A 22,024-nucleotide genomic window follows, 5' to 3' on the forward strand; every position below is an offset into this window, starting at 1 on the left:
TACACTCCTCCTTTCTCCCATTATACAATACAAAAAATGGAATTTTCATTCTTTTTCGAATGGCCTTCCTCCTCTTCTATGCTAATATGAAAATAGATTACTGATAGGAGTTGAATGGATTTGAAAAACGAGATCATTGAAAGATTTACTTCCTATGTAAAAGTGGACACGCAGTCGAATGAAAACAGTGAAACCTGCCCGTCTACAGAGGGCCAGCTCACTCTTGCCAATATGCTCGTAGAGGAGCTGAAGTCGATTGGCATGGAGGAAGTCACAATTGACGAAAATGGATATGTGATGGCGACGCTTCATGCCAATACAGATAAAGAAGTGCCCACAATCGGATTTCTTGCGCACGTTGATACAGCCACAGATTTTACCGGCAAGAATGTCAGCCCGCAGGTCATTGAGAACTTTGATGGCAATCCCATCGTTCTGAACAAGGAATTGAATATCATTCTTTCACCAGCAGATTTTCCGGAACTGCCTCAATACCAAGGGCATACACTGATCACCACAGACGGGACGACACTCCTTGGCGCGGACAACAAAGCAGGAATTGCCGAAATCATGACGGCAATGGATTATCTGATCAAGCATCCTGAAATCAAGCATGGAAAGATTCGTGTCGCCTTCACTCCTGATGAAGAGATCGGCAGAGGACCGCATAAATTCGATGTCACATCCTTCAATGCGAAATTCGCTTATACCGTTGATGGCGGCCCGCTTGGAGAGCTGGAGTATGAAAGCTTCAACGCCGCGGGTGCCAAGGTTGTTTTTAAAGGAAAGAATGTTCACCCTGGGACGGCAAAAGGGAAAATGGTGAACTCCGCCAAAATCGCGATGGAATTCAACAGCAAGCTGCCTGCTGAAGAAGCACCGGAGCATACGGAAGGGTATGAAGGCTTCTTCCACCTCAGCTCCATCCATGGTGATGTCGAGGAAACGACTCTGCATTATATCATCCGTGATTTCGACCGTGACCGCTTCCAGGCCAGAAAGGATCTTATGCAGAAAATCACCAATGAACTAAGGCTTACATATGGCGAATATCGCGTGGAGCTTGAAATGAACGACCAGTATTACAATATGAAGGATAAAATTGAACCTGTAAAAGAAATCGTCGACATCGCCTATGAGGCAATGGAGAACCTCGGTATCAAGCCGATCGTCAAACCGATACGCGGCGGTACGGACGGTTCGCAGCTCAGCTATATGGGACTGCCGACACCGAATATTTTTACAGGCGGTGAAAACTTCCACGGCCGCTTCGAGTACGTTTCCGTTGATAATATGCTGAAGTCGGTTGAAACCATTGTGGAGATCGCTAAATTGTTTGAAGCAAAAGCATAAGTTACGGTTTGCGAAGCAGTGCGTGCCAAACATCATGTGGTGTTTGGCCTTTTTTTACCTGCTATACACATCATGTTTCCTCTCACAAAAAGCCTTATAGCCAAATCAGCCTCAGGTCTTATCGAGATTTAAATCCAAGGTACATTGGGAAAAGGAATGATTTGCCTTATCCTGAATATAGAAAGTGATTGAGGGGAGTTTTAGAAAATGATGAAACGAATATTAATAATTTTTTTAGTTATTACTGGTGCTTACCTTGTGTTGAATTATCTGGTTGAAGGCGGGTTTGGAATCAATCTGGCAAAAGGACAGGACTCAGCCAGGGTAACGGATCGGACGGAAACGATTTCGATTGATATTTCCTCTGTGAAAACAGAGATTGTACCCGAAGATCGGGACGACGTCCGAGCAGAACTCAAAGGCAAAGGAACGGTAAAAGTAACGACACATGGCGATGAGATACATGTTAGCGCCAAACGCAAAGGGTTCTTCTGGTTCAACTGGTTTGAGCTTGATCAAACCTCATTAATCGTTTACATTCCTGAGAATTTTAAAGAAGAGATGGCAATCAGGCTAGGGTCTGGTGATGCAGTATTCAAAGGGCCTTCCGCTAACGAACCGATGGAACTCAAGAAGCTGGCATTGGATATTGGTTCTGGCAGCATGGTGCTAAAAAATATCGATGCTGACATACTTGAACATCATAGCTCATCAGGCGATGTTCAAATGGACGCCATCACGGCCGGCTCCGGCACATTCAAGGTGAGTTCTGGAAGCGTGAACGTCCAAAACTACGCTGGACAACTCGACGCCAATGTATCATCAGGCGAGCTGGAAATCCAGATGAATGAACTAAAGGATTCCATCAACTTAAACGTAAGCTCCGGCGATATCGAGCTCGATCTGCCGGACGATGCCGACTTTACGCTAAAAGGAAAAATGAGCAGCGGCGATGTCACCAGCAGATTCCCGCTTGAAAATAAAGAAGAAACCAAAAACCACCTTCGCGGCAAGCACGGAAGCGGAAAATACGAAATCAACGCAGACGTATCAAGCGGGGAAATTGAAATATTCTAATGAAAGAATGTGCGAACTGGAAAACATAGATTTTCCAGTTCGTTTTTTGGGGGCGCTATTATAGCGCAACTTTAATTTTCTCACCAGTTGATTGTAGTGGAAGGCGCGTAGACTCCCGCGGGATCAGCGGGACAGGTGAGACCCCACAGGCGCTACTAGCACCAAGGAGGCTCACCGCCCGCCCCGCGGAAAGCGAAGCGCCTGGAACGGAAATCAACAACCGAATTGAACAGAGTTTTTTTTGGTAAAAAACACGGATATTTTCCAGTTCGCTATAAAAACGAATTTTTCGCTATAATAATTTGTTTTTCGCTATTAAAATAAGATTTTCGCTATAAAAATTCCGCTTTCGCTATAAAATCATGATTTTCGCTATAAACTTAATGAAAGAAGGATATTGTTACCCCAGAATCGAACTCTTTGACCCCCTTCCGCATCAAAATCTTTGTTTTTCCCACTTCTTCTATTAAAATGAATGCAAACATGTTCCCTGAGGTGTACGTTTATGTTCGAATTACTGATCACGATGCTGGAACGTCTCGGCATCATCGTGACGATTGCCTTCATACTGACAAGGTTCCGCTTTTTCAGGGGATTGATTTACCATGATACCCTGAAGCGGCGCCAGCAATATTTTGCGATTGTCTTCTTCGGCTTTTTCGGAATCATCGGTACGTATTCCGGAATGAGCTTTTCCACCGATACATTGCAATTCAACCGCTGGGCAGCCGATCTTGCTTCGGACGAAGCGATTGCCAATTCCCGCGTCATCGGGATTGTCATTGCCGGATTGCTTGGCGGCTATAAGGTTGGAATTGGCGCCGGATTGATTGCCGGCCTTCACCGTTTTACACTTGGAGGCTTTACTGCCCTGGCCTGCGGGCTTGCTGCGATTGTTGCCGGGGTCCTGGCCGGGCGTTTCCAAAAGAAGAAAAAGAATATCAACCTGACGACTGCTTTTATGGTCGGTGCGCTGGCCGAAACGCTGCAAATGCTGATCATCCTTCTGATTGCGAAGCCTTTTGATCAGGCGCTGACACTCGTCGAAATTATCGGGGTGCCGATGATTGTCGCGAATGGACTCGGCTCCGCCTTATTCCTGATGGTCATCAAAAACGTTGTTTCCGAGGAAGAAAAAACCGGAGCGATGCTGGCGCAAAAGACGCTGCGGATTGCCGATCAGACTCTTGCCTATCTTCGCAAAGGAATCAATCCCGAGTCAGCACGGGCCGTCTGTCAAATCCTGCACAATGAAGTGCAGACAAGTGCTGTGGCGATTACGAACCAGACAGAAATTCTCGCCCATATCGGCCTTGGCGATGATCACCACCGTTCCAGCAGCCCAATCCAAACCCAGATCACCAGGGATGTGCTGCAAAGCGGCAAGCTCGTTATTGCCAATGATGAAACGATCCATTGCCGCCAGCAGAACTGTCCTCTTGGTGCTGCCGTCATCGCGCCTTTGAAGCTGCGGGACGAACCGATTGGCACCCTGAAGTTTTATTTTAAATCGGAAAAAGAAATCACCAATGTTGTCATTGAGCTGATTTCCGGACTCAGCATCCTCCTCAGCAACCAGCTGGAGATCGCTGAAGCAGATAAGGCCTATCAGCTTGCCAAGGAAGCAGAAGTAAAAGCACTGCAGGCCCAGATCAGTCCGCATTTCCTGTTCAATACATTGAACGTCATCACGTCACTCATCAGGATCGATCCGGCAAAAGCAAGAAAGCTGCTAGTATCTTTATCCCACTTCCTGAGGCAGAACCTTACGGCCACTACGCAGCCAATCACTACCCTTGAACAGGAACTGGGCCATGTCAAAGCCTACCTTTCCATTGAAGAGACGAGGTTTGTGGAAAAACTGAAGGTTACCTATGATGTCGAGGATGAAGCCCTGAGTGTAAAAATACCTCCCCTCACCCTTCAGCCAATCGTTGAAAATGCGGTGAAGCATGGGATTAAAAATATGGATCACGACAGTCATATCCACATTGCCATCCATAAAAATATAAGTGGGACAAGAGTATGCGTGGAGGATAATGGCCAGGGAATGAACCAGGACAGAATGAATTTATTGGGCAAACAGATCATCGATTCTGAAACAGGCAGCGGCATCGCCCTTTTTAACGTGAACAGAAGGCTTACGATGAATCTTGGTGAAGAGGCATCACTGAAAATCAAGAGTGAACCTGGCAAAGGAACGAAGGTTTATTTTACGATCCCATTAGCGGAGGAAATATAGATGGAGAACACAATACGGACTTTGATAGCAGATGATGAAATGTACAGCAGGGATGAACTGAAACACTTATTGGCAGCCTTCCCGTCGATTCAGGTGGTCGGTGAGGCCGAAAGCGGTGAAGCGGCCGTGATGAAAGCACTCCAGCTTCATCCTGATGTCGTCTTTCTCGATGTCGAAATGCCGAAGATGGACGGGATGCAGGCAGCTAAATCGCTGATGGAACTGAAGAAAGTACCGCTGATCGTTTTTGCGACCGCTTACCCGCAGTTTGCCGCCGAGGCATTCCGCTATGAAGCAGTCGATTACCTGCTTAAGCCATACGATGAGAATCAGCTGAACGAAACCATCCAGCGAATTGAGAAGCACTTCTCAGCACAAACAGAAACGGAAGCAGAAGCAGCCAGACCATCCGGAAAGCTTGCCGTGGAGGGTGATGGAGAGATTTTTTATCTTGACCCAAAGGACATCCTTTATGTCTCCAAGGAAGAAAAATTTTCAAAAGTCGTCACCAGGACAAAGGAGTACGAAACGAAGACGCCATTAAAGGACCTGGAAATTCGGCTGGCTCCTTACTCCTTTTTCCGCATCCATAAAAGCTACCTCGTGAACCTGGACCATGTCACCCGCCTCACCCCCTGGTTCAACGGAGCGTACCAGCTTGAAATCGTGGGCCGGGACGAAATGCTTTCGGTCAGCCGGAACTATGTAAAAGCATTGCGGACGAAGCTGGAATTGTAAGAAGCATCTGATCTGGATGCTTCTTTTTATGCACGTAAATCGACAAATTTTGCACTTCACCCCCGAATTCCTGCATCTTGTTCACAAATCCGCCAAAATTGTTGTTTCTCCCTTATACTCTTTGTAAACGCATACATTATTCTCGGAGGAGGTTTCATATGTATACCTTTCTAGCTGGTATCGCACTATTGATTATTGGTTATTTTACGTATGGCAAATTTGTGGAAAAAGTTTTCGGTGTGAACGAAGGTCGTTCTACTCCGGCTTACACGCATAAAGATGACGTGGACTATGTTCCAATGTCCACAGCGAAAAACTCGCTCATCCAATTATTGAACATCGCTGGTGTTGGTCCTATTTTCGGACCAATCATGGGTGCGCTTTATGGTCCGGTTGCTTTCCTTTGGATCGTGCTTGGCGCCATCTTTGCCGGTGCTGTCCATGACTATCTGACCGGAATGATTTCGATCCGTAACCGCGGAGCCCACCTTCCTGAACTGGCAGGCAAGTTCCTCGGCAAATTCATGAAGCATGTCGTTAACGCATTCGCAATTCTTCTTTTACTTTTGGTTGGAACCGTTTTCGTCACCGCTCCAGCTGGCTTGCTTCACAACCTGATGGACGGAAAAGTGACAATGGGTCTGATCATTGGAGCTATTTTCATCTACTATATTTTAGCGACACTGCTTCCTGTTGATAAAATCATCGGACGCTTCTACCCGATCTTCGGTGCATTGCTGTTGATCAGTGCCATCGGAGTAGGTGCAATGCTTGTGTTCACGGGTGCACCAATCCCTGAGCTGTCCTTGACGAATTTCCATCCAGGCGGCGCAGCGATTTTCCCATTATTGTTCTTGACGATTTCTTGCGGTGCGCTATCTGGTTTCCATGCAACGCAAACACCAATCATTTCTCGTACAACGCAAAATGAAAAGAATGGCCGTAAAATTTTCTATGGCATGATGATCGCTGAAGGTGTTATCGCGATGATCTGGGCTGCTGCTGCGATGAGTTTGTTCGATGGCTACAATGGCCTGAACGATATGCTCGCAAACGGCGGACCTGCTGCAATCGTAAGCGAAGCTTCCACATTGATGCTTGGCGCAATTGGCGGAACACTTGCTGTTCTTGGTGTAATCGTGCTTCCTATCACATCTGGTGATACTGCATTCCGAAGCGCTCGTATGATCATTGCTGACTACTTTAATTTTTCACAAAAGAAGATTGCCAGCCGTTTATGGATCGCGATTCCTTTATTCGTTATCTCTTTCGCTTTGACAAAGGTTGATTTCACACTCCTTTGGAGATACTTCTCATGGGCTAACCAGTCAACAGCCGTCATTGCACTTTGGGTTGGCGCCATGTACCTGTTCATCGCCAAGAAGAACTACTGGATCGCGATCATTCCTGGTATGTTCATGACAATGGCGACAACGTCCTATATCCTTAATGCACCAATCGGATTCGGACAATCATTGACAGTTTCCAATATTGGAGCTGCAATCGTAACAATCGTCATCACTGCCCTATTCTTCAACGCAGCGAAAAAAGCACGGGCCAACAATATCCAGCTTGATGAGGATATTTCGAACTATAATAAGGTGGCATAACCGTGAGCGGCTGCTGCAGTCCGAATTACCGCAAGTCTGTCAATGAGAAAGAAGAGCAAATCAATCACAAGGGGAAGGAAAAGCTTCCCCTTTTCGCGAAGATTATCATTATCCTTATTACAGCAGGCGGGCTTCTTGCAGCCTTCCTCGCAAAGTAATAAGACAACACCAGGTGCACGCTTGATTCCAGGCGTGCGCTTTTACATAGTCAGGGAGGTTGAGGTTTTATGAAAATATTAATCGCGGGAGCAGGCGCCATTGGCGGTTATTTCGGCAGACGGCTGATGGAAAAAGGAGAGGACGTTACGTTCCTGGTCCGCGAGAAGCGAAAGCAGCAGCTCCTTTCGAATGGTTTAACGGTGGAAAGCATTCATGGGGATATGCACTTTTCGGAACCCAAGGTCATTTTAACAGGGGAAAATGTGGAGCCATATGATGTCATCCTGGTGTCCACAAAATCCTATCATTTGGCTGGTGCGATTGAGAGTGTCCGGCCATATGTCGGAGAAAAGACGATGATTCTCCCATTATTGAACGGGATCGCGCATCTTGATGTCCTGACGGAAGCATTCGGAGCTGAAAAGATCATTGGCGGGCTATGCTTTATTGAAACAACATTGACCCAGGACGGAAAAATTGTGCAGACGAGTCCGATTCATGACTTCGTCTTCGGTGAACGGACTGGAGAAACAACAGAACGGATTTTACAGCTGGATACGGCATTCAGCGGTACAAAAGCCAGCTTCCGCCTTTCTGAAAAAATCGAGCAGGAAATGTGGCACAAATACTTATTCATCACTTCATTGAGCGGCATCACCTCCCTGTTCAGGTCCCCAATCGGGCCGATCCGGGAGCAAGTACACGGCTTGGAAACACTTGAATCCCTGGTACGGGAGGCAGCGGCCACCATGGAGAGAATCGGCGCACCGCTTGCGGAAGGGGCAGTCGAAGCCACACTGGCAAGATTGCAGGAAATCGGTTACGGAATGAAATCCTCCCTGCAGCGTGATATGGAAAAATCACTCCCGACTGAAGGGGATCATTTATTTGGATACTTGCTCAAAAAAGCTGCGGAGTTTGGGATTGAAACACCTACCCTTTCCGTGATTTACGGCAATACGAGTATCCATGAAAGCCAGCTTGAAGCTGGGAGAAGTGCGTAATATTTTACTAATAGGCGCATAAGCCACCACCCTTTTTTGCGAAAAATTACATCACGAACAAAAAGTGCCTGAGCCTTAATGTGTCTGTTCAAAACACATTAGCTCAGGCACTTTTTAATAGCTTTTCGCTGTTTCTTCACCCTTCAACACTCTTAGAGCACCTGCTGCCAGTGCTTCCATTTCTTCTTCACCTGGCAGGACGAAAACGGTTCCCAGGAAACGGATTCTATCCTGGATCCAGCCTGTAATCGTCTCAGAATGAGCAATTCCGCCGGTAAGGATAATACCGTCAAGCTGTCCTCCCAGCACAGTGGCCATGGCGCCAATTTCTTTGCCGATCTGATGGACCATCGCTTTTAAAATAAGACCTGCCTCCCTGTCGTCCTCAGCAGCGCGTCTCTCCACTTCAATGAGATTTTTGGTGCCCAGATAAGAGTACACCCCGCCCTGCTTCGTCAATCGCTGGAGCAGTTCCTTTTCGCTGTATTTTCCTGAGTAGCAAAGCTGGACGAGCTGCTTCGCCGGGAGTCCGCCTGCGCGTTCTGGTGAAAACGGCCCCTCATTTTCAGCATTATTGACATCGATGATCCTGCCGCTGCGGATCGCAGCCACCGAAATGCCTCCGCCAAGATGGGCCACGACGAAGTTGGTTCCAGACAGCTCCATCCCAATCTCGGCAGCTATTTTTCGGGAAACTGCCTTGATATTAAGGGCGTGAACATGGCTTTTCCTCTCAATGTCAGCTATGCCGGAAATCCGCGCTTCATCGACCAGCTCATCCACCCCGACCGGGTCGACGATAAAAGCCGGAACCTTATGTTCATCTGCCAATTCAGCAGCTAACATCGGCCCCAGGTTAGAGGCATGATTTCCATATTTCCCTGAACGGGCATCTTCAAGCAGCTCTTCGTTGACAGCATATGTCCCGCTGCTCATTGGTTTCAGCATTCCGCCACGGCCAACGACTGCATGAAGTGCAGATGTTTCAATTCCTCTATCCCGCAAAATGGACTTGATCACCTCAAGGCGATATGGCAGCTGTTCTCCCAGGTCTCCCAGCCCCAAGAGAAGCTTGTCATCATGCCTGATTGTTTCTTCAAAAATAACAGACTCATTTTCATACACTGCCAGTTTTGTCGAGGTGGAACCAGGGTTGATTGCTAAAACCTTCATCCTCTCGCCCTCCTTCACACGCTCACCTTTGTATTAGAAGCTGCCACCACAGCCAGAGCGATCGATGCGAGCTTTGCCTCGGGTGTATCGGACCGGGAATTCAGGACAAGCGGAACTTTGGCCCCAAGGACGATTCCCGCCATCGTTCCCTTTGCAAAATACGTAATCGCCTTGCCAAGGAAGTTTCCGGCCTCTATGGTAGGCACAATCAGCAAATCCGCCGCTCCCTCCAGCTCACTTTGAAGCCCTTTGTGCAGAAGGGACTCCCTGCTGATGGCAAGGTCCAATGGAAGCGGTCCTTCAATCATCAGCGGGTGGCTGGTTTCTTTTTGGACGACCATGGCCAGGTGGTCGGCTTCAACCGTGACAGGCATCTTCTCACTCACACGTTCATTCGCCGCCAGTATGGCGACCCGCGGCAAATCCATCCCAATTTGCATAAGGAATTCTGCTCCATTCAGGATGATTTGCTTTTTTTGCTCAAAATCCGGCGCAATGTTAATTCCGCCATCACTCATGCTGATCAGCTTTTCGGCACCAGGTATATCAAAAACAGAAATATGGCTGATGACTTGCCCTGTTTTCAAGTTGAGTTCTTTATTCAATACACCTTTTAAAAAAGGAGTACTGTTCACGAAGCCCTTCATGATCACCTGGACATGGCCTTCACTTGCAAGCTTTGCCGCGATAAAAGCATTTTCATTTTCGGTATAGGCGGGATAAACCGGATAATCCTCTACCGAAAAATCGAGCTCCCTTGCCAGTTCAAAGATTTTTTGCGGATCGCCGACGAGATGCGGTTCGATTATGCCCAGCTTGACAGCTGCCTTCACTGCCTGCAGGACATCACGGTCATGTGCTGCCGCCACACTCATTTTCACAGGCGGCCGTGTTCGTGCAACGGCAATGACTTCCTTAAAATTTCTGTAACGCATGAAATTCGCCTCCTGCTGAGTCAGCCTGTGAACTTGCTCTGGATCCGGCTGATTTTTTCGATCTTCTCTTCTACTACTATATTTGCAGCTTTATAGGTTGGTATATCGTGAGTTTTGGACATTTTGTAGATTTTCTTCAGTACATCATAAATCAGGCTGGCGTTTTTGAATGCCCGCTCCTTGCTGTAATCATGGAGTTCGTCCGCAACCTGGATCAACCCTCCGGCATTGGCCACATAATCTGGTGCATAAAGGATTCCTTTTTGGTGCAGCAGGTCTCCGTGGCGCTCCTCCGCCAGCACATTGTTCGCTGCCCCTGCGACAGCAAGGCATTTTAATTTCGGGATTGTAACATCATTGATGACCGCCCCCAGTGCGTTCGGTGAAAAAATGTCGCATTCCACACTGTATATATCTAGTGGCGCCACAGTTTCAATATCCGGATACCGATTCACTGAAAGGATTGAGAATTGCCGTTCAGGGACTCGGAAAGGTCGGCCGATTGCTTGTAGGTCACCTCTATGAAGAGGGAGCCACGCTTATTGTCACTGATATTTTTGAGGAGAATGCGAGGAATATGGAGGCAGCGGCAACTCCGCAGTCATAACGGCTTTCGGGGTGTGGCAGGCGATCAAGGCGACGGCGAAAGAAGTGTTTGGCGCAAACCGACCAGGTAGGATGTCTGCTTCGCGGCGGAAACGAAGTCCATGCCGACCGTGCCGACATCTGTTCCTGTATAAAAGCGGCCCTTCAATGTTTCGATGAATGAACCGAACGCCTGAAAAAGCTCATCCGATTTTTCCGATTTCGGGTCGCCCATGATGACCGCCTTCCCGCCTCCATATGTCACACCCGATACGCCGCATTTATAGGTCATCCCTTTGGAAAGCCGCAGAACATCCTGCAACGCTTCATCGGTCGATTCATAATCCCACATCCGGCAGCCCCCAAGCGCCGGGCCAAGCGTTGTATCATGAATCGCAACAATCGATTTCAGGCCGGTTGCCTTGTCATAATTGAAAATCACCTGTTCATGCCCCTGGTTTTTCATTTCCTCAAAAATATCCAAAACCATTTTTTGTTCTTCCGTAAGCAACACAAACATCCCCCTCCCGAATTAGGACCTGGCATAGCTGGAGCAAGCTTCTGGCGGTTTCCAGATCAGCAAATAAATGTAAGCCCTTACACAATTTCATTATAAAGACTTTGGGAGCTGCTTACGGTGATATATCTTACACTTCTGTGGCGAAACCCTTTTATATCTGGATCTGTAAACTGGTAAAAAACGCTGATTTTTTCCAGTTCGCCAATAAAATCGGTTTTTCGCCAATAAAGTGTTCACTTTCGCCAATAAAATCAGATTTCCGCCAATAAACTAGTCATTTCGCCAATAAAATCAAGTTTTCGCCAATAAGTTAAATCCTGATCAAAATGTTTGGTCATTTTAGCGGAATTCAAGCATCGTTTCCCTGAATCAAGGTACGGAATCGCGGAAATCATGCTCAGTTTCGTTGAATTGAGTCACTATCGCAGAAATCAGGCGCAGTTTCGTTGAATCGAGTCACACTATCGCAGAAATCAAGCACAATTTCCTTGAATTAAGTCACGTTATCGCGGAATCTCTGCCTAAGATCCAGAGCGCATCACTTTTCCCCTCAAAAAAAAGAACCAAAGCACAGCTGCTTTGGTTCTAATCTTAATGAACACCCGGAAACCAGCCTGGTGTGTTGACGATTGCCTGCCATAATGGGTCTGGAACAACGAGTCTGGACTGGGCGCCGAGATCAAGCGTGGTTTCGATGTCATCTTCTCGGCCGGTTTCGACTTTCTCAACCCAATCAGGATCGATGATCAGTTCCCGTCCTAATGCAAGCAGCGGTACGCCTGTTTCGAACGCTTTGATGACGTCATCGGCGCTGTACAGGGAGCCGACACCGATAACTGGTACTTTGCTGCCTACGCGCTCATGGATGATTTCCATTCTGGAACGGTTGTCTTCCACACCTCTTCTTGGTTTGGACCAAAAGTCGTTGAGTGACACATGCAAGTAATCGAGATTTTTCCCGGCGAGGGCATCAATCAGTTCAAGTGTATCAGCCATCGTGATTCCAGGTGTCTCTGGCTCCTCTGGTGAAAATCTGTAGCCGACAATAAAAGGTTCCTTCGCATGCTCAGCAGTTACCCTTTTTACTTCTTCGACAACCGCCAGTGGGAAAGCCATCCTCTTCTCAAGTGAGCCTCCCCACTTGTCGTTGCGGCGGTTGGAATGCGGAGAGAAGAATTGCTGGATCAGGTAACCGTTGGCTCCATGGATTTCGACGCCATCAAATCCGGCCTGAATCGCACGCCTGGTCGTTTCTCCAAAAGCTGTGATGATTTCCTCGATTTCTTCGCCCGTCAACGCACGGGGAGCTTTTGCACTGTTCCGCTCAGACTGGACATCGCTTGCGCTGACGATCTCGCCTTCAGGTACGAGATCTGGCGGACATTCACGGCCTCCATGGAAAATCTGCAGAACTGCTTTAGCTCCCTCCTCTTTAATCGCTGAAGCCAGTTGACGCAGACTTGGGATCATTTCATCTGTATCCGCCCCAAACTCCCCTTTAAAGCCCTTCCCATTCCGGGTCACATATGTACAGGCGGTCACCACCATACTGACCCCTTTTGAACGGCGGGCATAGTATTCCACCTCGGCGTCCGTAACAGTCCCGTCCTCATTGGAAGAAAAATTCGTCATTGGCGCCATCACGAGCCTGTTTTTCAGGCTGACTCCATTCGGGAATGAAAAGGAATCGAATAGCGGTTTATATTTTTGGTTCATTTTCAACAACCTCCTTCTTTAACATACAAAAGTGTAATAGCCTGCAATCTCCACTGCTAAACACCCTGGTTATTATTTGTATCTTTTCCGAAAAAAAAACAGCGGGATCTTGTTCCGCTGTCTGAACTTATTTGCTTGTTTTATCAATTGCTGACTTAATGGTCTTTGCTTGCTGCTCAAGATCACCCATTCCCTGAAAATGGACGTACATGATTCTTGGTTCTTCGTGCATCATGTGATTGTGCAACGCGGAAATATCCAGCTTACCTTTTCTCAATTCAACCAGGACGGGGTTGACCTCCTCTTGCAGAAGGGCTAACTCACCAATCACAACCGTTTGTCCATCGACCTTTTCAAAGCTAAAATTGAAGGCAAGCTCAACCGTTTCAGGAGACAGCTGCTTTCCCATAAGTGCAAGCTTAATATTTTCACGGACAATTTCCGCCTTGCAGACCCCATTTTTCAGCTCTGCTTTTGTATTAAGTATTTCCTCCAGCTTTTTGCAATCAGGCTGTCCCTGAGCCTGGGCAGCGAATGGTAAAACAAATGCAAGAATCAAAGCTGCTGCTAATAGGATTTTTTTCATCAAAGACCCTCCTTGTTAGCTTTAGCTTTCCTGTTTCTTTTCTCGCTATGCACGTAAAACCGTAAGCGCCTTGGTAAGCATTAAAAAAAGACATCCTGCTAAAGCAGAATGCCTTCCTGATTCTGATTCTTAATGAGCAGTTCTTCCATTTCTTCCGGCGGCAACGGCTTGCTGAAATGATAGCCCTGGCCGACCTGGCAGCCGTTCTCCATAAGGAATTCTACTTGCTCTTGTTCCTCGACACCTTCAGCTATGACGCTGAACTGAAGATTATGGCCCATATCGATGATGGTTTTTACCATCGCACCCTGGTTGGCATGATGAATGATGTCATCGACGAATGATTTATCAATCTTAATTTTATCAATTGGCAGATGCTTTAACAGGCTAAGGGAAGAATAGCCTGTCCCAAAATCATCAATGGCCAGAGTGACACCCAGTTCTTTTAACTGATCCAGAATCCTTGCCGTCTTCTCACTGTTCTGCATGACACTTTCTGTTATTTCTAGGTCCAGAAAGCTTGGCGCCAGCTGTGTGTCATCCAGGATTTTTTTCAGCATATCAATGAAACGGTCTTCCTGAAGCTGGCGGACAGACAGGTTCACGGATACAGGAATATGCCTCAAGCCCTTGTCCTGCCATGCTTTATTCTGCGCCGCCGCTCTTTCCAGCACCCATTTCCCAATCGGAACGATCAATCCTGTTTCCTCTGCCAGCGGAATGAATTCTCCAGGGGATATGACTCCCTTTTCGTGATGCTGCCAGCGGACCAGCGCTTCCACCCCGATGATTTCTCCCGATTCCAGGTGTACCTGCGGCTGGTAATGGAGCAGGAGCTGGTCCTGTTCCAAGGCTTTTCTCAGGCCGTTCTCCAATTCCATTTTACGCGAGGAAAGCCCATGAAGCTGATTGGTATAAAACTGGTAATTGTTCTTCCCGCGCTCTTTGGCAAGGTACATCGCCGTATCCGCATGCTTGATAAGTGTTTCTTCATCCTTGCCGTCTGCAGGCGCCATGCTGATTCCAATGCTTGGCGTGACAAAGAACTCCTGTCCTTCAACCTCGATCGCCTCGGCAAACTCTTGAAGCACCTTTTCAGCTACCTCTATGACAAGTTCCTTCGTCATTCCTTTAAGCACGATTATGAATTCATCACCGCCCTGGCGTGAGACAAGCCCTCTCTCTTGTACCGCATTCTTCAGCCTGCCGGCGACAACCTTAAGCAGCAGGTCACCGACACGATGGCCCTTCGTATCATTGATGATTTTAAAACGATCCAGGTCAAGGAACAGGACAGCAAGCTGTTCTTCTTCATTTTTAAGCGAAGCTTTCAGATGCTTCCTGACCATGTTCCTGTTCGGCAGTCCTGTGAGCACATCATAATAGGCCATGTACTTGATCGTTTTTTCCGCCTTCTTGCGCTGTGTAAGATCGCGGCCGACGATTTGCTCCGCCATCCTTCCTTCATATAAAATCGGCATCGCTGACATCTCGACATCGATTTTCGTACCGTCCATCTGGGTTGCTTTGAATTCAAACCAGAGCTTCTCTTCAAAATTCTCGTCAATCGTCAATTCGCGATTTTTTATATGAGCCAGGACATCTGGGGGAATCAGTCTGGAAATCGGCTGACGTATCAATTCGGCGGGGTTATCCACCTTGAACAGCCTGCAGCCTGCCTCATTGATATAATCCAGTTTGCCTCTGCTGTATACAGCGATCAAATCGGGGGACATCTCTACCAGGCTGCGGTACCGCCCCTCGCTTTCCTGCCGATCGGTGATATCGAAAAGCACACTGGTAAAGTCAACGAAATGCCCGTTTTCATCAAGTACTGGTATTCCCCGGTCCTGAATCCACCGAACCTCGCCATCAGGCCGGATGATCCGGTAGACACTGGTAACGGCCTCACCGCGAGCAAGCCCCGATTCTCTTTCAGCTAGAATGTGGTGATCGTCAGGATGAATGACCTTTCTCCAGAGTGTATTGTCTTTGTAAAATTCCTCAGAGGAATGACCGTAAAGTTTTTCAATGCCGGACGTTATCAGCAAGGTATCTGTTTTCAAGTCATGCGACCAAATTGCCACATCCAGTGAATCAAAAATATTTTTCAGCCTTTTTTTATAATCCCGCAATTCCTTCTCTGTGCTGCTCATTCCCCTGAAGACAAGGAAAATTAAAAAAATGAAGATCGCGGAAACACCCATGTCAATCAAATAACCGGTCACTTTACTTATAGAAAAATAGAACGATGTGAGCCAATCAATCACCTCTGCGAAGATAAGAAAGATAATAATAAAAAATCCGTTGTATTGATAAAGGTTCCTGTCACTGTCCATCAGAATGTATCCTCCATGTGCTCAGCGTGAGACTCCTAAAAAAAATCTGGAATTGCTGTCTATTATTAACAATAACAAACAAAACAGGGTTGGCACAATGGAAATCCTTCCATGTATGCAGGGATTTTAATCATCTTTGCAGGCTGTTAAAGCGCAATACCCAGAACAGTTGAGAGCTCTCTTTTCTTTTCATTCAGGTAAAGCTGGTCAAGTTCCTTCAGCTCTTTTGAATTGAACTTTTCCATATTGTAGATATATAGCTCCCAAATGCTTTTCTTCAATGAGTCATCTGCTGATTTTCCAATTAACTTAAATGCGTCGATGATTGCAAACAGGATGGATATGTCTTGCCTCCCATAATGGGAGATTTGATAAAAGGATAAATAAAGAATGTCCATAGTCCGTTTCTGTTTCCCAATGATTCTCGGCTGCATATCTCCATCATAATATGCAATATACCGGCCATTCGAGCGGACCCGACATAAGTCGGCCAATGCCATGCCCAAGTATGAAATGCAGATTCTCGCTGTATTTGGATCATTCACTGCGGGGGAAATGGCCCTCAAAGCCACCTCGACTAATTTTTGAAGGGCAAATTCGGGATCTTGAATAGAAGACCGTTCTTTGCCAAGCCTTAAGTATTGATTCAATACCTTCTCAATATCCTCATCAATCTCACCATCATGATGAATCCTGAAAGCGATACTCTCTTCTGTAAGAAAATCTCCGTTCAGGAAGTTAGCTTCAATTGCCAGCCCTTTTTCGGAAGCATATTTCAACAATCCATCATAATCTGTCAGTTGGACATATCCAAACCCTCTGCACTTCACATCTCTTACAAATTCATAAGTGAAACCAGCGTCTTTTCGCTGATCAATCACATTGGTGTATTCGCTCTTAAGTGTTTCTTCCTGGCTTTTAATCACCTTTAATGCACCCTCTGTGATTTCACGTATCAGCGTACTTACCTGAATCGAGTTTGCGACATTGTGGATAAAATAGGCAAAAAACGCCAGACATATGAATGCGATCATTACCCCAACTGCGGCCGAGATCACCTGTCCTTCATTCCATGTTTCACTCATGAAAAGCAGCGAAAAGATCGAATAGACAAAACCGCCCATGAAGATTCCCAGAACACGCATCGTCACAGGATTATTAACAAAATTATTCAGCGTTCTCGGTGAAAATTGAGAGGAATAGGTAGTCAAGACAATCATGATCGTCGAAAACGTGATCGTCGTCATCGTCAGCAGGGCGCCTGATATGGTTCCGAGGATTTCTTGTGCCAACTGCACGTTTGTCAACATAAAATCAGGGACTATTCCCTGCGCAAGCTCATAGTGATCTATATAAATTACCAGCAAAGCCAGCAAAAACGCCAAAAGACTATAGATACCCGGCATCAGCCAGAAACTTTGCCTAACCCGTAAAACCGTTTTTTTGACCATAAAATCCAGCCCCTTATTGGCAATCCTTTGAATTTAATTTAAACCAAATAAGGGGTGTTTCATCCTCTGTACCAAAAAAAGACCTCACCGATAAACTCGGGAGGTCGAATTTCATTTCACATACCCAACAAGCTCCATGAACCCTCTGCCGGTCAGCGGCCTTATTTTGCCATCAGAAAGCTTTTCCCTGCCAACCACCTTGCAGGTTCCTTCCCAGATCGCCTGGATCGGGCCGATGATCAGCATCTCCTGGTTTGGAAAATCGGCTTCAACTTGAAGCTCTATATCAAACTCAGGGACATGAATCTCCCATTCTACCGGGTATCTTGCGTTTGTCTTCAGGCTTTTCCAGTACTTGATCTTTTGAAAGTGTATGTTTCTAGTAAATTCAACGCTGCCATCGGCTCCAATGATATTGGCCATCGGCTTGCCCGGGGTCATTTGATTCAAGAGCAATTCGCGTCCATCGCTGAGCTGGAGTCCGAACCAGTTCCAGCCTGCTCCCTTGATCAGCGAATAGTCCCGTCCCCATTGATGATCAAACCATCCCTGGCCGCTTACATTTTCCATGCCGGCATCCGTCGTAATTTTCCCGTTGACCATATTCCGGGTAGCAGAATAATAGTACAGATCATCCGGTTTCCCGTCCCCGCCGATGAGCGCGACTGGTTTAGCCGGGACAAACTCCAGTTCCACCTCAGAATGCTTCTCTTTTAAAAGTACATCGAACGCCGATTGGTCTTCTCCTTTAAAGCTGAGTCGATGGCTGCCGTATATCAATTCAGCAGGATCCTGCTGAATTCTCGCATGCTTCATTTTTGTATGCGGTGAAGGAATTTTACCTTTCAGCAAATCTTTATACAACCTCCACATCCCTGTATCCAAAGGATTCCGCAAAAGATAGAATGGCAGATAAACAGCCAGCATCCCGAGCTTCACCTTTGAGTCAATGGAGGAAAAATTGAAGCGCTTCTTCCTTTTCAGGTCAATCAATGTATGAATTATATAATGCCCTTTTCCAATCTCAAGCTCGCCTACCTGGAAAAAAGAAGCCATTACGGCATAACGTCCTCCCCTGTCGCCATCAAGAAAGGCAAAAAAATACCACCATTCAATATTGGCATCGGCATGCGGCCCCGCGTCCTTCGGCAGCGAAATCGGTTTTATTCCTTTCTCATTCATCCCAGCACACACCTTTTGTTTTTTAGTAAGGTATGCAGGTGTGAAAGAATGCGGGACTGAAAAAGAACCCAGGAAAGTCATAAACACTTCCTGGGTTCTTTTTAGCTTTCCAGTATCTGTTTGATTTTTTTCAAATCCTTACTATTGGCTTTTTTCATCATGGAACCCATGAATGGTGCTGCCAATTTCGAAAAACCTGACGGCTGACCTTGATTCCTCAACTTCATCAAAGTGGTATTTGCGTCAATTTTCTCCCAAGAATAACTGGTCTTCATAGGAAAGGGACCTTCTGAGGTTTGCATTACCATTTTCTCGCCTGGGGTATACTCCACAACCTCATATATGTAAGCAAGCTCTCGTCCCAAAAATTTTGCTTTAAAACCAATCTTCGAGCCAAGCTTCAGCGGTTTTCCAGTCAGCCATTCAGCCGAATCAATATTCACATACCACTCTGGTGCATGATCGGGATTCGCTGCATATTCCGCCACCTTTTCGAGCGGGCAATTGATCTTTATTTCTGTACGGACGTCAACCACTTTCATTCCTCCAGCAAATCATTCTTTTCCATCATTATAATATAAAAAGCGCCATTTTCCTCTGGCTGTTTGACGAGTCAATGCTTGAAATTAACTCCGCCGTGGAATATTCTTAAGGATATACTTCAGAATGAAGGATGGGATGATCCTGCGTATCAATAAATTCATCAGCGAATCAGGTAAGACATCAAGGCGCGGTGCAGACCGGCTGATTGAGGAAGGCCGTGTGACCATCAATGGAAAGGTTGCGAAAATCGGCAGCCAGGTAGAGCCAGGCGATGTTGTCCGCCTGAATGGCGAAGAAATCAGGATGGCACAAAACTATGTCTATATTGCACTTAATAAGCCTGTCGGCATCACCAGCACGACGGAAAAGCATGTAAAGGGGAACATTGTCGACCTCGTCAATCATCCGTTGCGGATTTTCAACATTGGCCGGCTGGATAAGGATTCAGAAGGACTGATCCTGCTTACGAACGACGGAGATATCGTCAACGAAATCCTACGCGCCGAGAACAGGCACGAGAAGGAATACATTGTTTCTGTGGACAAGCCCATTACGCCGGAATTCATCAAAGCGATGTCCGAAGGCGTCAGGATCCTTGGCACGAAAACACTTCCTGCCAAAGTCGTTCAGCTTTCCAAATTCGAATTCAACATCATCCTCACACAGGGCTTGAACAGGCAAATCCGCCGCATGTGTGAAGCCCTTGGCTATGAGGTTTACCGCCTGCAGCGCATCCGGATCATGAATATCCATCTTGGAAACCTGCCGGTCGGACAATGGCGCGACCTGACGAAGAAAGAGAAGAAACAGCTTTTCAGCGAATTGAATTACGAACCGAAGGAATGGTAAAAAGGATGGGCGCTCGCCCATCCTTTTTTTGCTGCCTTAAATCGATACAGCCTTAGGCTGGTCCTCTTCCCTCAGAAGTTTCAGGAATACTTTTTCCTTGTACAGGTACAGGACAATGGCCATCAGGCTGAAGCTGCAGATGCCCAGAAGCAGCCATACAGGCATTTTTTCAAGCAGGAAACCAAACAGGATGAACCCAAGCGGTGTCATTGCGCTTGAACCGGTTTCGAGCAGCGCCATCACTCTCCCACGATACTCATCAGGTGTATTTTTCTGCAGGAGGACGAACACGGGCGTATTGATGAACATGATCGATGCAGATAGAATCAGGACGATGCCAATCAAATAGGCAAAGACCATTCCATTGGACAGTTCCATTAGCGACGGGACTGCAGGGAGGCCGATCAGCATGATGACCGTAGACATCACGACCATTCCCCCGGTTATAGAGAATTCTTTCCTCCTGATTTCCTTCCTTGCAGACAGGAACAGTGCCATGATCATCATCCCAACTGAAAACGCTCCTTCTATGATTCCCAGCTGAACTGAGGTCATTTTCCTGATCGTTAAAACGAGATAAGGCATGGCAACGGGGAACACGGCAAACCAGAAGTTAAGCCAGATGCTCAGGATCACCAAATGAAGCAGGAACGGCTGGCCTTTCACATAAGAAACCCCATCTCTCAGATCCTCGCCGATCGAGGTGCTTTTCTTCTTTTCAGTTCTGCTTGAAAACAAATTGTAGTTTATGAGAATGCTTGCAAATGCTGCAATTAGGAATGTCAGGATGTTAAGTGCCATGAAGATGTGAATGTCTAAAATACCGAAGAACACACCGCCTAGTACCGGACCCAATATCGTTGATAAAGAGATTGCGGCCTGGTTCAGTGAAGTGGCTTTTTGCAGGTGGTCAGGCCCTACCATGTTGTAGATCGAAGAGGTAACTGAAATGGAATAGAAGGTGTTTATAATGCTTAGCCCAGTAGTCGCCACGTATAACACCCAAATTTCTTGTGACAGGAATGTGAATGCTCCAAGGATGATGGCGAGCCATATGGCACTGGCAAAATTAGCGGAAATGATGATTCTTTTGCGGCTCAGTCGGTCGCTCAGCGTTCCAGCGACAGGAGCAAGCAGGATTCGTGGCAGCACACTGAGCACTAGAGTGATCGCAAAATTCAGGCTCGATCCCGTTTCAGCGAGGATATACAGCCCAATTGCGAAAGCGTATATCGATGATCCAAGGACAGAGGTCACCTTACCGGACAGGAATAAAATTAAATTTTTCTTAACTGCATTCTCCAATCAGCTCTCCTCCTGGGTTTGCTTTTTCAATGTGAAGCTTATTTCATAAGACATCTTCTCAGCATCCTTCTTCTCTGCCGATTTTTTTACGTATTTTAAAAACAGCGCATCAAGATCCTCCTGCAGTTCCTTTCTGTCGTCTTCGGTTAATGAGATGAATGTACCCTGTACCTGCTCAGAAGCTGGCTTTTCTTCGTCATTCTTCAGGTTAAAATGGGTAGCTTTCGAACGATAGTATTTTTCGATGATTCCCCGATTCTCTTTCGTTTCCTCTAGTTCAAGAATTCCGCCATTGAATAGTTGCTGGATATGGTAATGGATGCTGCCTGCCGATTTCCCCAGCTCATCGGCAACCTGTTTAGCCGTCATCGCTTTCATCGCCAGTAAATAAATGATCTTTACCCTAATCGGACTGGAGATCAGTTTTTGCTGCTCCAAATTGATGTCCATCGTTTTCTTTATATAACCCAAGCTGAATCACCTTCCAATTTATTCATTTGTTCTATGTTTATTTTACGTTCTAAATTTTTAGAATGCAATAAACTTTTAGAATAAACCGAAAACCAACCTATTGATTAATCCAACCCAATTGATGTCGAGAATTTTTCTAAAAAATAATTTGTATACAAACTATATTTACACAAAATATATTAAGTG

20 protein-coding genes and 1 pseudogene are annotated in these 22,024 nt (G+C 46.5%); 9 read left to right on the plus strand and 12 right to left on the minus strand.

The window, feature by feature from the left end:
- The first annotated feature begins 120 nt into the window (after nt 1-120).
- The 7 genes from pepT (at nt 121) to EJA10_RS12135 (ending at nt 8,183) form a co-directional block, all read left to right on the plus strand.
- Nucleotides 121-1,353, plus strand: a complete 1,233-nt coding sequence (pepT, locus tag EJA10_RS12110; protein WP_125480279.1) for a peptidase T — start codon at nt 121-123, stop codon at nt 1,351-1,353.
- 207 nt (nt 1,354-1,560) lie between these two features.
- Nucleotides 1,561-2,430: a LiaG family protein gene (gene liaG / locus EJA10_RS12115; RefSeq protein WP_125480280.1), complete on the plus strand. Its 870-nt coding sequence runs from the start codon at nt 1,561-1,563 to the stop codon at nt 2,428-2,430.
- A gap of 505 nt (nt 2,431-2,935) precedes the next feature.
- Nucleotides 2,936-4,672, plus strand: coding sequence for a sensor histidine kinase (locus EJA10_RS12120; RefSeq protein WP_125480281.1), 1,737 nt, complete (start codon nt 2,936-2,938; stop codon nt 4,670-4,672).
- Nucleotides 4,673-5,410 (plus strand): LytR/AlgR family response regulator transcription factor, encoded by a 738-nt coding sequence (locus tag EJA10_RS12125; protein ID WP_125480282.1) that lies wholly within the window; start codon nt 4,673-4,675, stop codon nt 5,408-5,410. It begins immediately after the preceding gene.
- Nucleotides 5,411-5,568: 158 nt separating this feature from the next.
- A complete protein-coding gene (locus EJA10_RS12130) occupies nt 5,569-7,020 on the plus strand; it encodes a carbon starvation CstA family protein (RefSeq protein ID WP_125480283.1) in 1,452 nt (483 codons plus the stop codon).
- A 2-nt stretch (nt 7,021-7,022) separates the two neighbouring features.
- On the plus strand, nt 7,023-7,178 hold the full coding sequence (locus tag EJA10_RS23360; protein ID WP_170169122.1) for a hypothetical protein: 156 nt from the start codon (nt 7,023-7,025) through the stop codon (nt 7,176-7,178).
- Nucleotides 7,179-7,247: 69 nt separating this feature from the next.
- On the plus strand, nt 7,248-8,183 hold the full coding sequence (locus tag EJA10_RS12135) for a ketopantoate reductase family protein (protein ID WP_125480284.1): 936 nt from the start codon (nt 7,248-7,250) through the stop codon (nt 8,181-8,183).
- Nucleotides 8,184-8,297: 114 nt separating this feature from the next.
- Here EJA10_RS12135 and buk read toward each other — a convergent pair whose 3' ends face one another.
- From buk to EJA10_RS12150, 3 genes are read right to left on the minus strand one after another with little or no spacing between them, the layout of a single operon-like run.
- Nucleotides 8,298-9,356, minus strand: a complete 1,059-nt coding sequence (buk, locus tag EJA10_RS12140; RefSeq protein ID WP_125480285.1) for a butyrate kinase — start codon at nt 9,354-9,356, stop codon at nt 8,298-8,300.
- A 14-nt stretch (nt 9,357-9,370) separates the two neighbouring features.
- Nucleotides 9,371-10,291: a phosphate acyltransferase gene (locus tag EJA10_RS12145; protein ID WP_125480286.1), complete on the minus strand. Its 921-nt coding sequence runs from the start codon at nt 10,289-10,291 to the stop codon at nt 9,371-9,373.
- 20 nt (nt 10,292-10,311) lie between these two features.
- The gene (locus EJA10_RS12150) at nt 10,312-10,719 is read right to left on the minus strand and encodes a Rossmann-fold NAD(P)-binding domain-containing protein (RefSeq protein WP_246017770.1); all 408 of its coding nucleotides are present in this window, start codon (nt 10,717-10,719) and stop codon (nt 10,312-10,314) included.
- Nucleotides 10,720-10,736: 17 nt separating this feature from the next.
- Here EJA10_RS12150 and EJA10_RS24060 point away from each other — a divergent pair.
- A pseudogene (locus tag EJA10_RS24060) lies at nt 10,737-10,856 on the plus strand (leucine dehydrogenase); the annotation flags it as partial.
- A gap of 66 nt (nt 10,857-10,922) precedes the next feature.
- On the opposite strand, the gene EJA10_RS12160 reads toward EJA10_RS24060, so the two are convergent.
- The 7 genes from EJA10_RS12160 to EJA10_RS12190 all read right to left on the minus strand — a co-directional run bounded on the left by EJA10_RS12160 (nt 10,923) and on the right by EJA10_RS12190 (nt 19,212).
- A complete protein-coding gene (locus EJA10_RS12160; protein ID WP_425462088.1) occupies nt 10,923-11,387 on the minus strand; it encodes a Glu/Leu/Phe/Val dehydrogenase dimerization domain-containing protein in 465 nt (154 codons plus the stop codon).
- 600 nt (nt 11,388-11,987) lie between these two features.
- Nucleotides 11,988-13,112, minus strand: coding sequence for an NADH-dependent flavin oxidoreductase (locus EJA10_RS12165; RefSeq protein WP_125480290.1), 1,125 nt, complete (start codon nt 13,110-13,112; stop codon nt 11,988-11,990).
- Between the two features lie 127 nt (nt 13,113-13,239).
- Entirely contained in the window at nt 13,240-13,698 is a 459-nt protein-coding gene (locus tag EJA10_RS12170) for a DUF1259 domain-containing protein (protein WP_125480291.1), read from the minus strand.
- 98 nt (nt 13,699-13,796) lie between these two features.
- Nucleotides 13,797-16,037, minus strand: coding sequence for a sensor domain-containing protein (locus EJA10_RS12175; RefSeq protein ID WP_125480292.1), 2,241 nt, complete (start codon nt 16,035-16,037; stop codon nt 13,797-13,799).
- Between the two features lie 146 nt (nt 16,038-16,183).
- A complete protein-coding gene (locus EJA10_RS12180) occupies nt 16,184-17,488 on the minus strand; it encodes a DUF2254 domain-containing protein (RefSeq protein WP_125480293.1) in 1,305 nt (434 codons plus the stop codon).
- A gap of 111 nt (nt 17,489-17,599) precedes the next feature.
- Nucleotides 17,600-18,670 (minus strand): lipocalin family protein, encoded by a 1,071-nt coding sequence (locus tag EJA10_RS12185; protein ID WP_170169123.1) that lies wholly within the window; start codon nt 18,668-18,670, stop codon nt 17,600-17,602.
- 101 nt (nt 18,671-18,771) lie between these two features.
- Nucleotides 18,772-19,212: an SRPBCC family protein gene (locus EJA10_RS12190; RefSeq protein WP_246017771.1), complete on the minus strand. Its 441-nt coding sequence runs from the start codon at nt 19,210-19,212 to the stop codon at nt 18,772-18,774.
- Nucleotides 19,213-19,336: 124 nt separating this feature from the next.
- Between EJA10_RS12190 and rluF the strand changes: the two genes are divergently transcribed.
- On the plus strand, nt 19,337-20,062 hold the full coding sequence (rluF, locus tag EJA10_RS12195) for a 23S rRNA pseudouridine(2604) synthase RluF (RefSeq protein ID WP_425462089.1): 726 nt from the start codon (nt 19,337-19,339) through the stop codon (nt 20,060-20,062).
- Nucleotides 20,063-20,098: 36 nt separating this feature from the next.
- Here rluF and EJA10_RS12200 read toward each other — a convergent pair whose 3' ends face one another.
- Both EJA10_RS12200 and EJA10_RS12205 read right to left on the minus strand, forming a co-directional pair.
- A complete protein-coding gene (locus tag EJA10_RS12200) occupies nt 20,099-21,367 on the minus strand; it encodes an MFS transporter (protein ID WP_125480295.1) in 1,269 nt (422 codons plus the stop codon).
- Nucleotides 21,368-21,838, minus strand: coding sequence for an ArsR/SmtB family transcription factor (locus EJA10_RS12205; RefSeq protein WP_246017772.1), 471 nt, complete (start codon nt 21,836-21,838; stop codon nt 21,368-21,370).
- Between the last annotated feature and the right edge of the window lie 186 nt (nt 21,839-22,024).

Source organism: Mesobacillus subterraneus (assembly GCF_003937825.1).
GTDB lineage: Bacteria > Bacillota > Bacilli > Bacillales > Cytobacillaceae > Mesobacillus > Mesobacillus subterraneus.

What these genes read in the sequence shown, in the direction of transcription:
- liaG (WP_125480280.1), top strand. Translation starts at nt 1,561, where the DNA reads ATGATGAAACGAATATTAATAATTTTTTTAGTTATTACTGGTGCTTAC.
- EJA10_RS12120 (WP_125480281.1), top strand. Translation starts at nt 2,936, where the DNA reads ATGTTCGAATTACTGATCACGATGCTGGAACGTCTCGGCATCATCGTG.
- EJA10_RS12125 (WP_125480282.1), top strand. Translation starts at nt 4,673, where the DNA reads ATGGAGAACACAATACGGACTTTGATAGCAGATGATGAAATGTACAGC.
- EJA10_RS12130 (WP_125480283.1), top strand. Translation starts at nt 5,569, where the DNA reads ATGTATACCTTTCTAGCTGGTATCGCACTATTGATTATTGGTTATTTT.
- EJA10_RS12135 (WP_125480284.1), top strand. Translation starts at nt 7,248, where the DNA reads ATGAAAATATTAATCGCGGGAGCAGGCGCCATTGGCGGTTATTTCGGC.
- buk (WP_125480285.1), bottom strand. Translation starts at nt 9,356, where the DNA reads ATGAAGGTTTTAGCAATCAACCCTGGTTCCACCTCGACAAAACTGGCA.
- EJA10_RS12145 (WP_125480286.1), bottom strand. Translation starts at nt 10,291, where the DNA reads ATGCGTTACAGAAATTTTAAGGAAGTCATTGCCGTTGCACGAACACGG.
- EJA10_RS12165 (WP_125480290.1), bottom strand. Translation starts at nt 13,112, where the DNA reads ATGAACCAAAAATATAAACCGCTATTCGATTCCTTTTCATTCCCGAAT.
- EJA10_RS12170 (WP_125480291.1), bottom strand. Translation starts at nt 13,698, where the DNA reads ATGAAAAAAATCCTATTAGCAGCAGCTTTGATTCTTGCATTTGTTTTA.
- EJA10_RS12175 (WP_125480292.1), bottom strand. Translation starts at nt 16,037, where the DNA reads ATGGACAGTGACAGGAACCTTTATCAATACAACGGATTTTTTATTATT.
- EJA10_RS12180 (WP_125480293.1), bottom strand. Translation starts at nt 17,488, where the DNA reads ATGGTCAAAAAAACGGTTTTACGGGTTAGGCAAAGTTTCTGGCTGATG.
- EJA10_RS12185 (WP_170169123.1), bottom strand. Translation starts at nt 18,670, where the DNA reads ATGAATGAGAAAGGAATAAAACCGATTTCGCTGCCGAAGGACGCGGGG.
- EJA10_RS12190 (WP_246017771.1), bottom strand. Translation starts at nt 19,212, where the DNA reads ATGAAAGTGGTTGACGTCCGTACAGAAATAAAGATCAATTGCCCGCTC.
- rluF (WP_425462089.1), top strand. Translation starts at nt 19,337, where the DNA reads ATGAAGGATGGGATGATCCTGCGTATCAATAAATTCATCAGCGAATCA.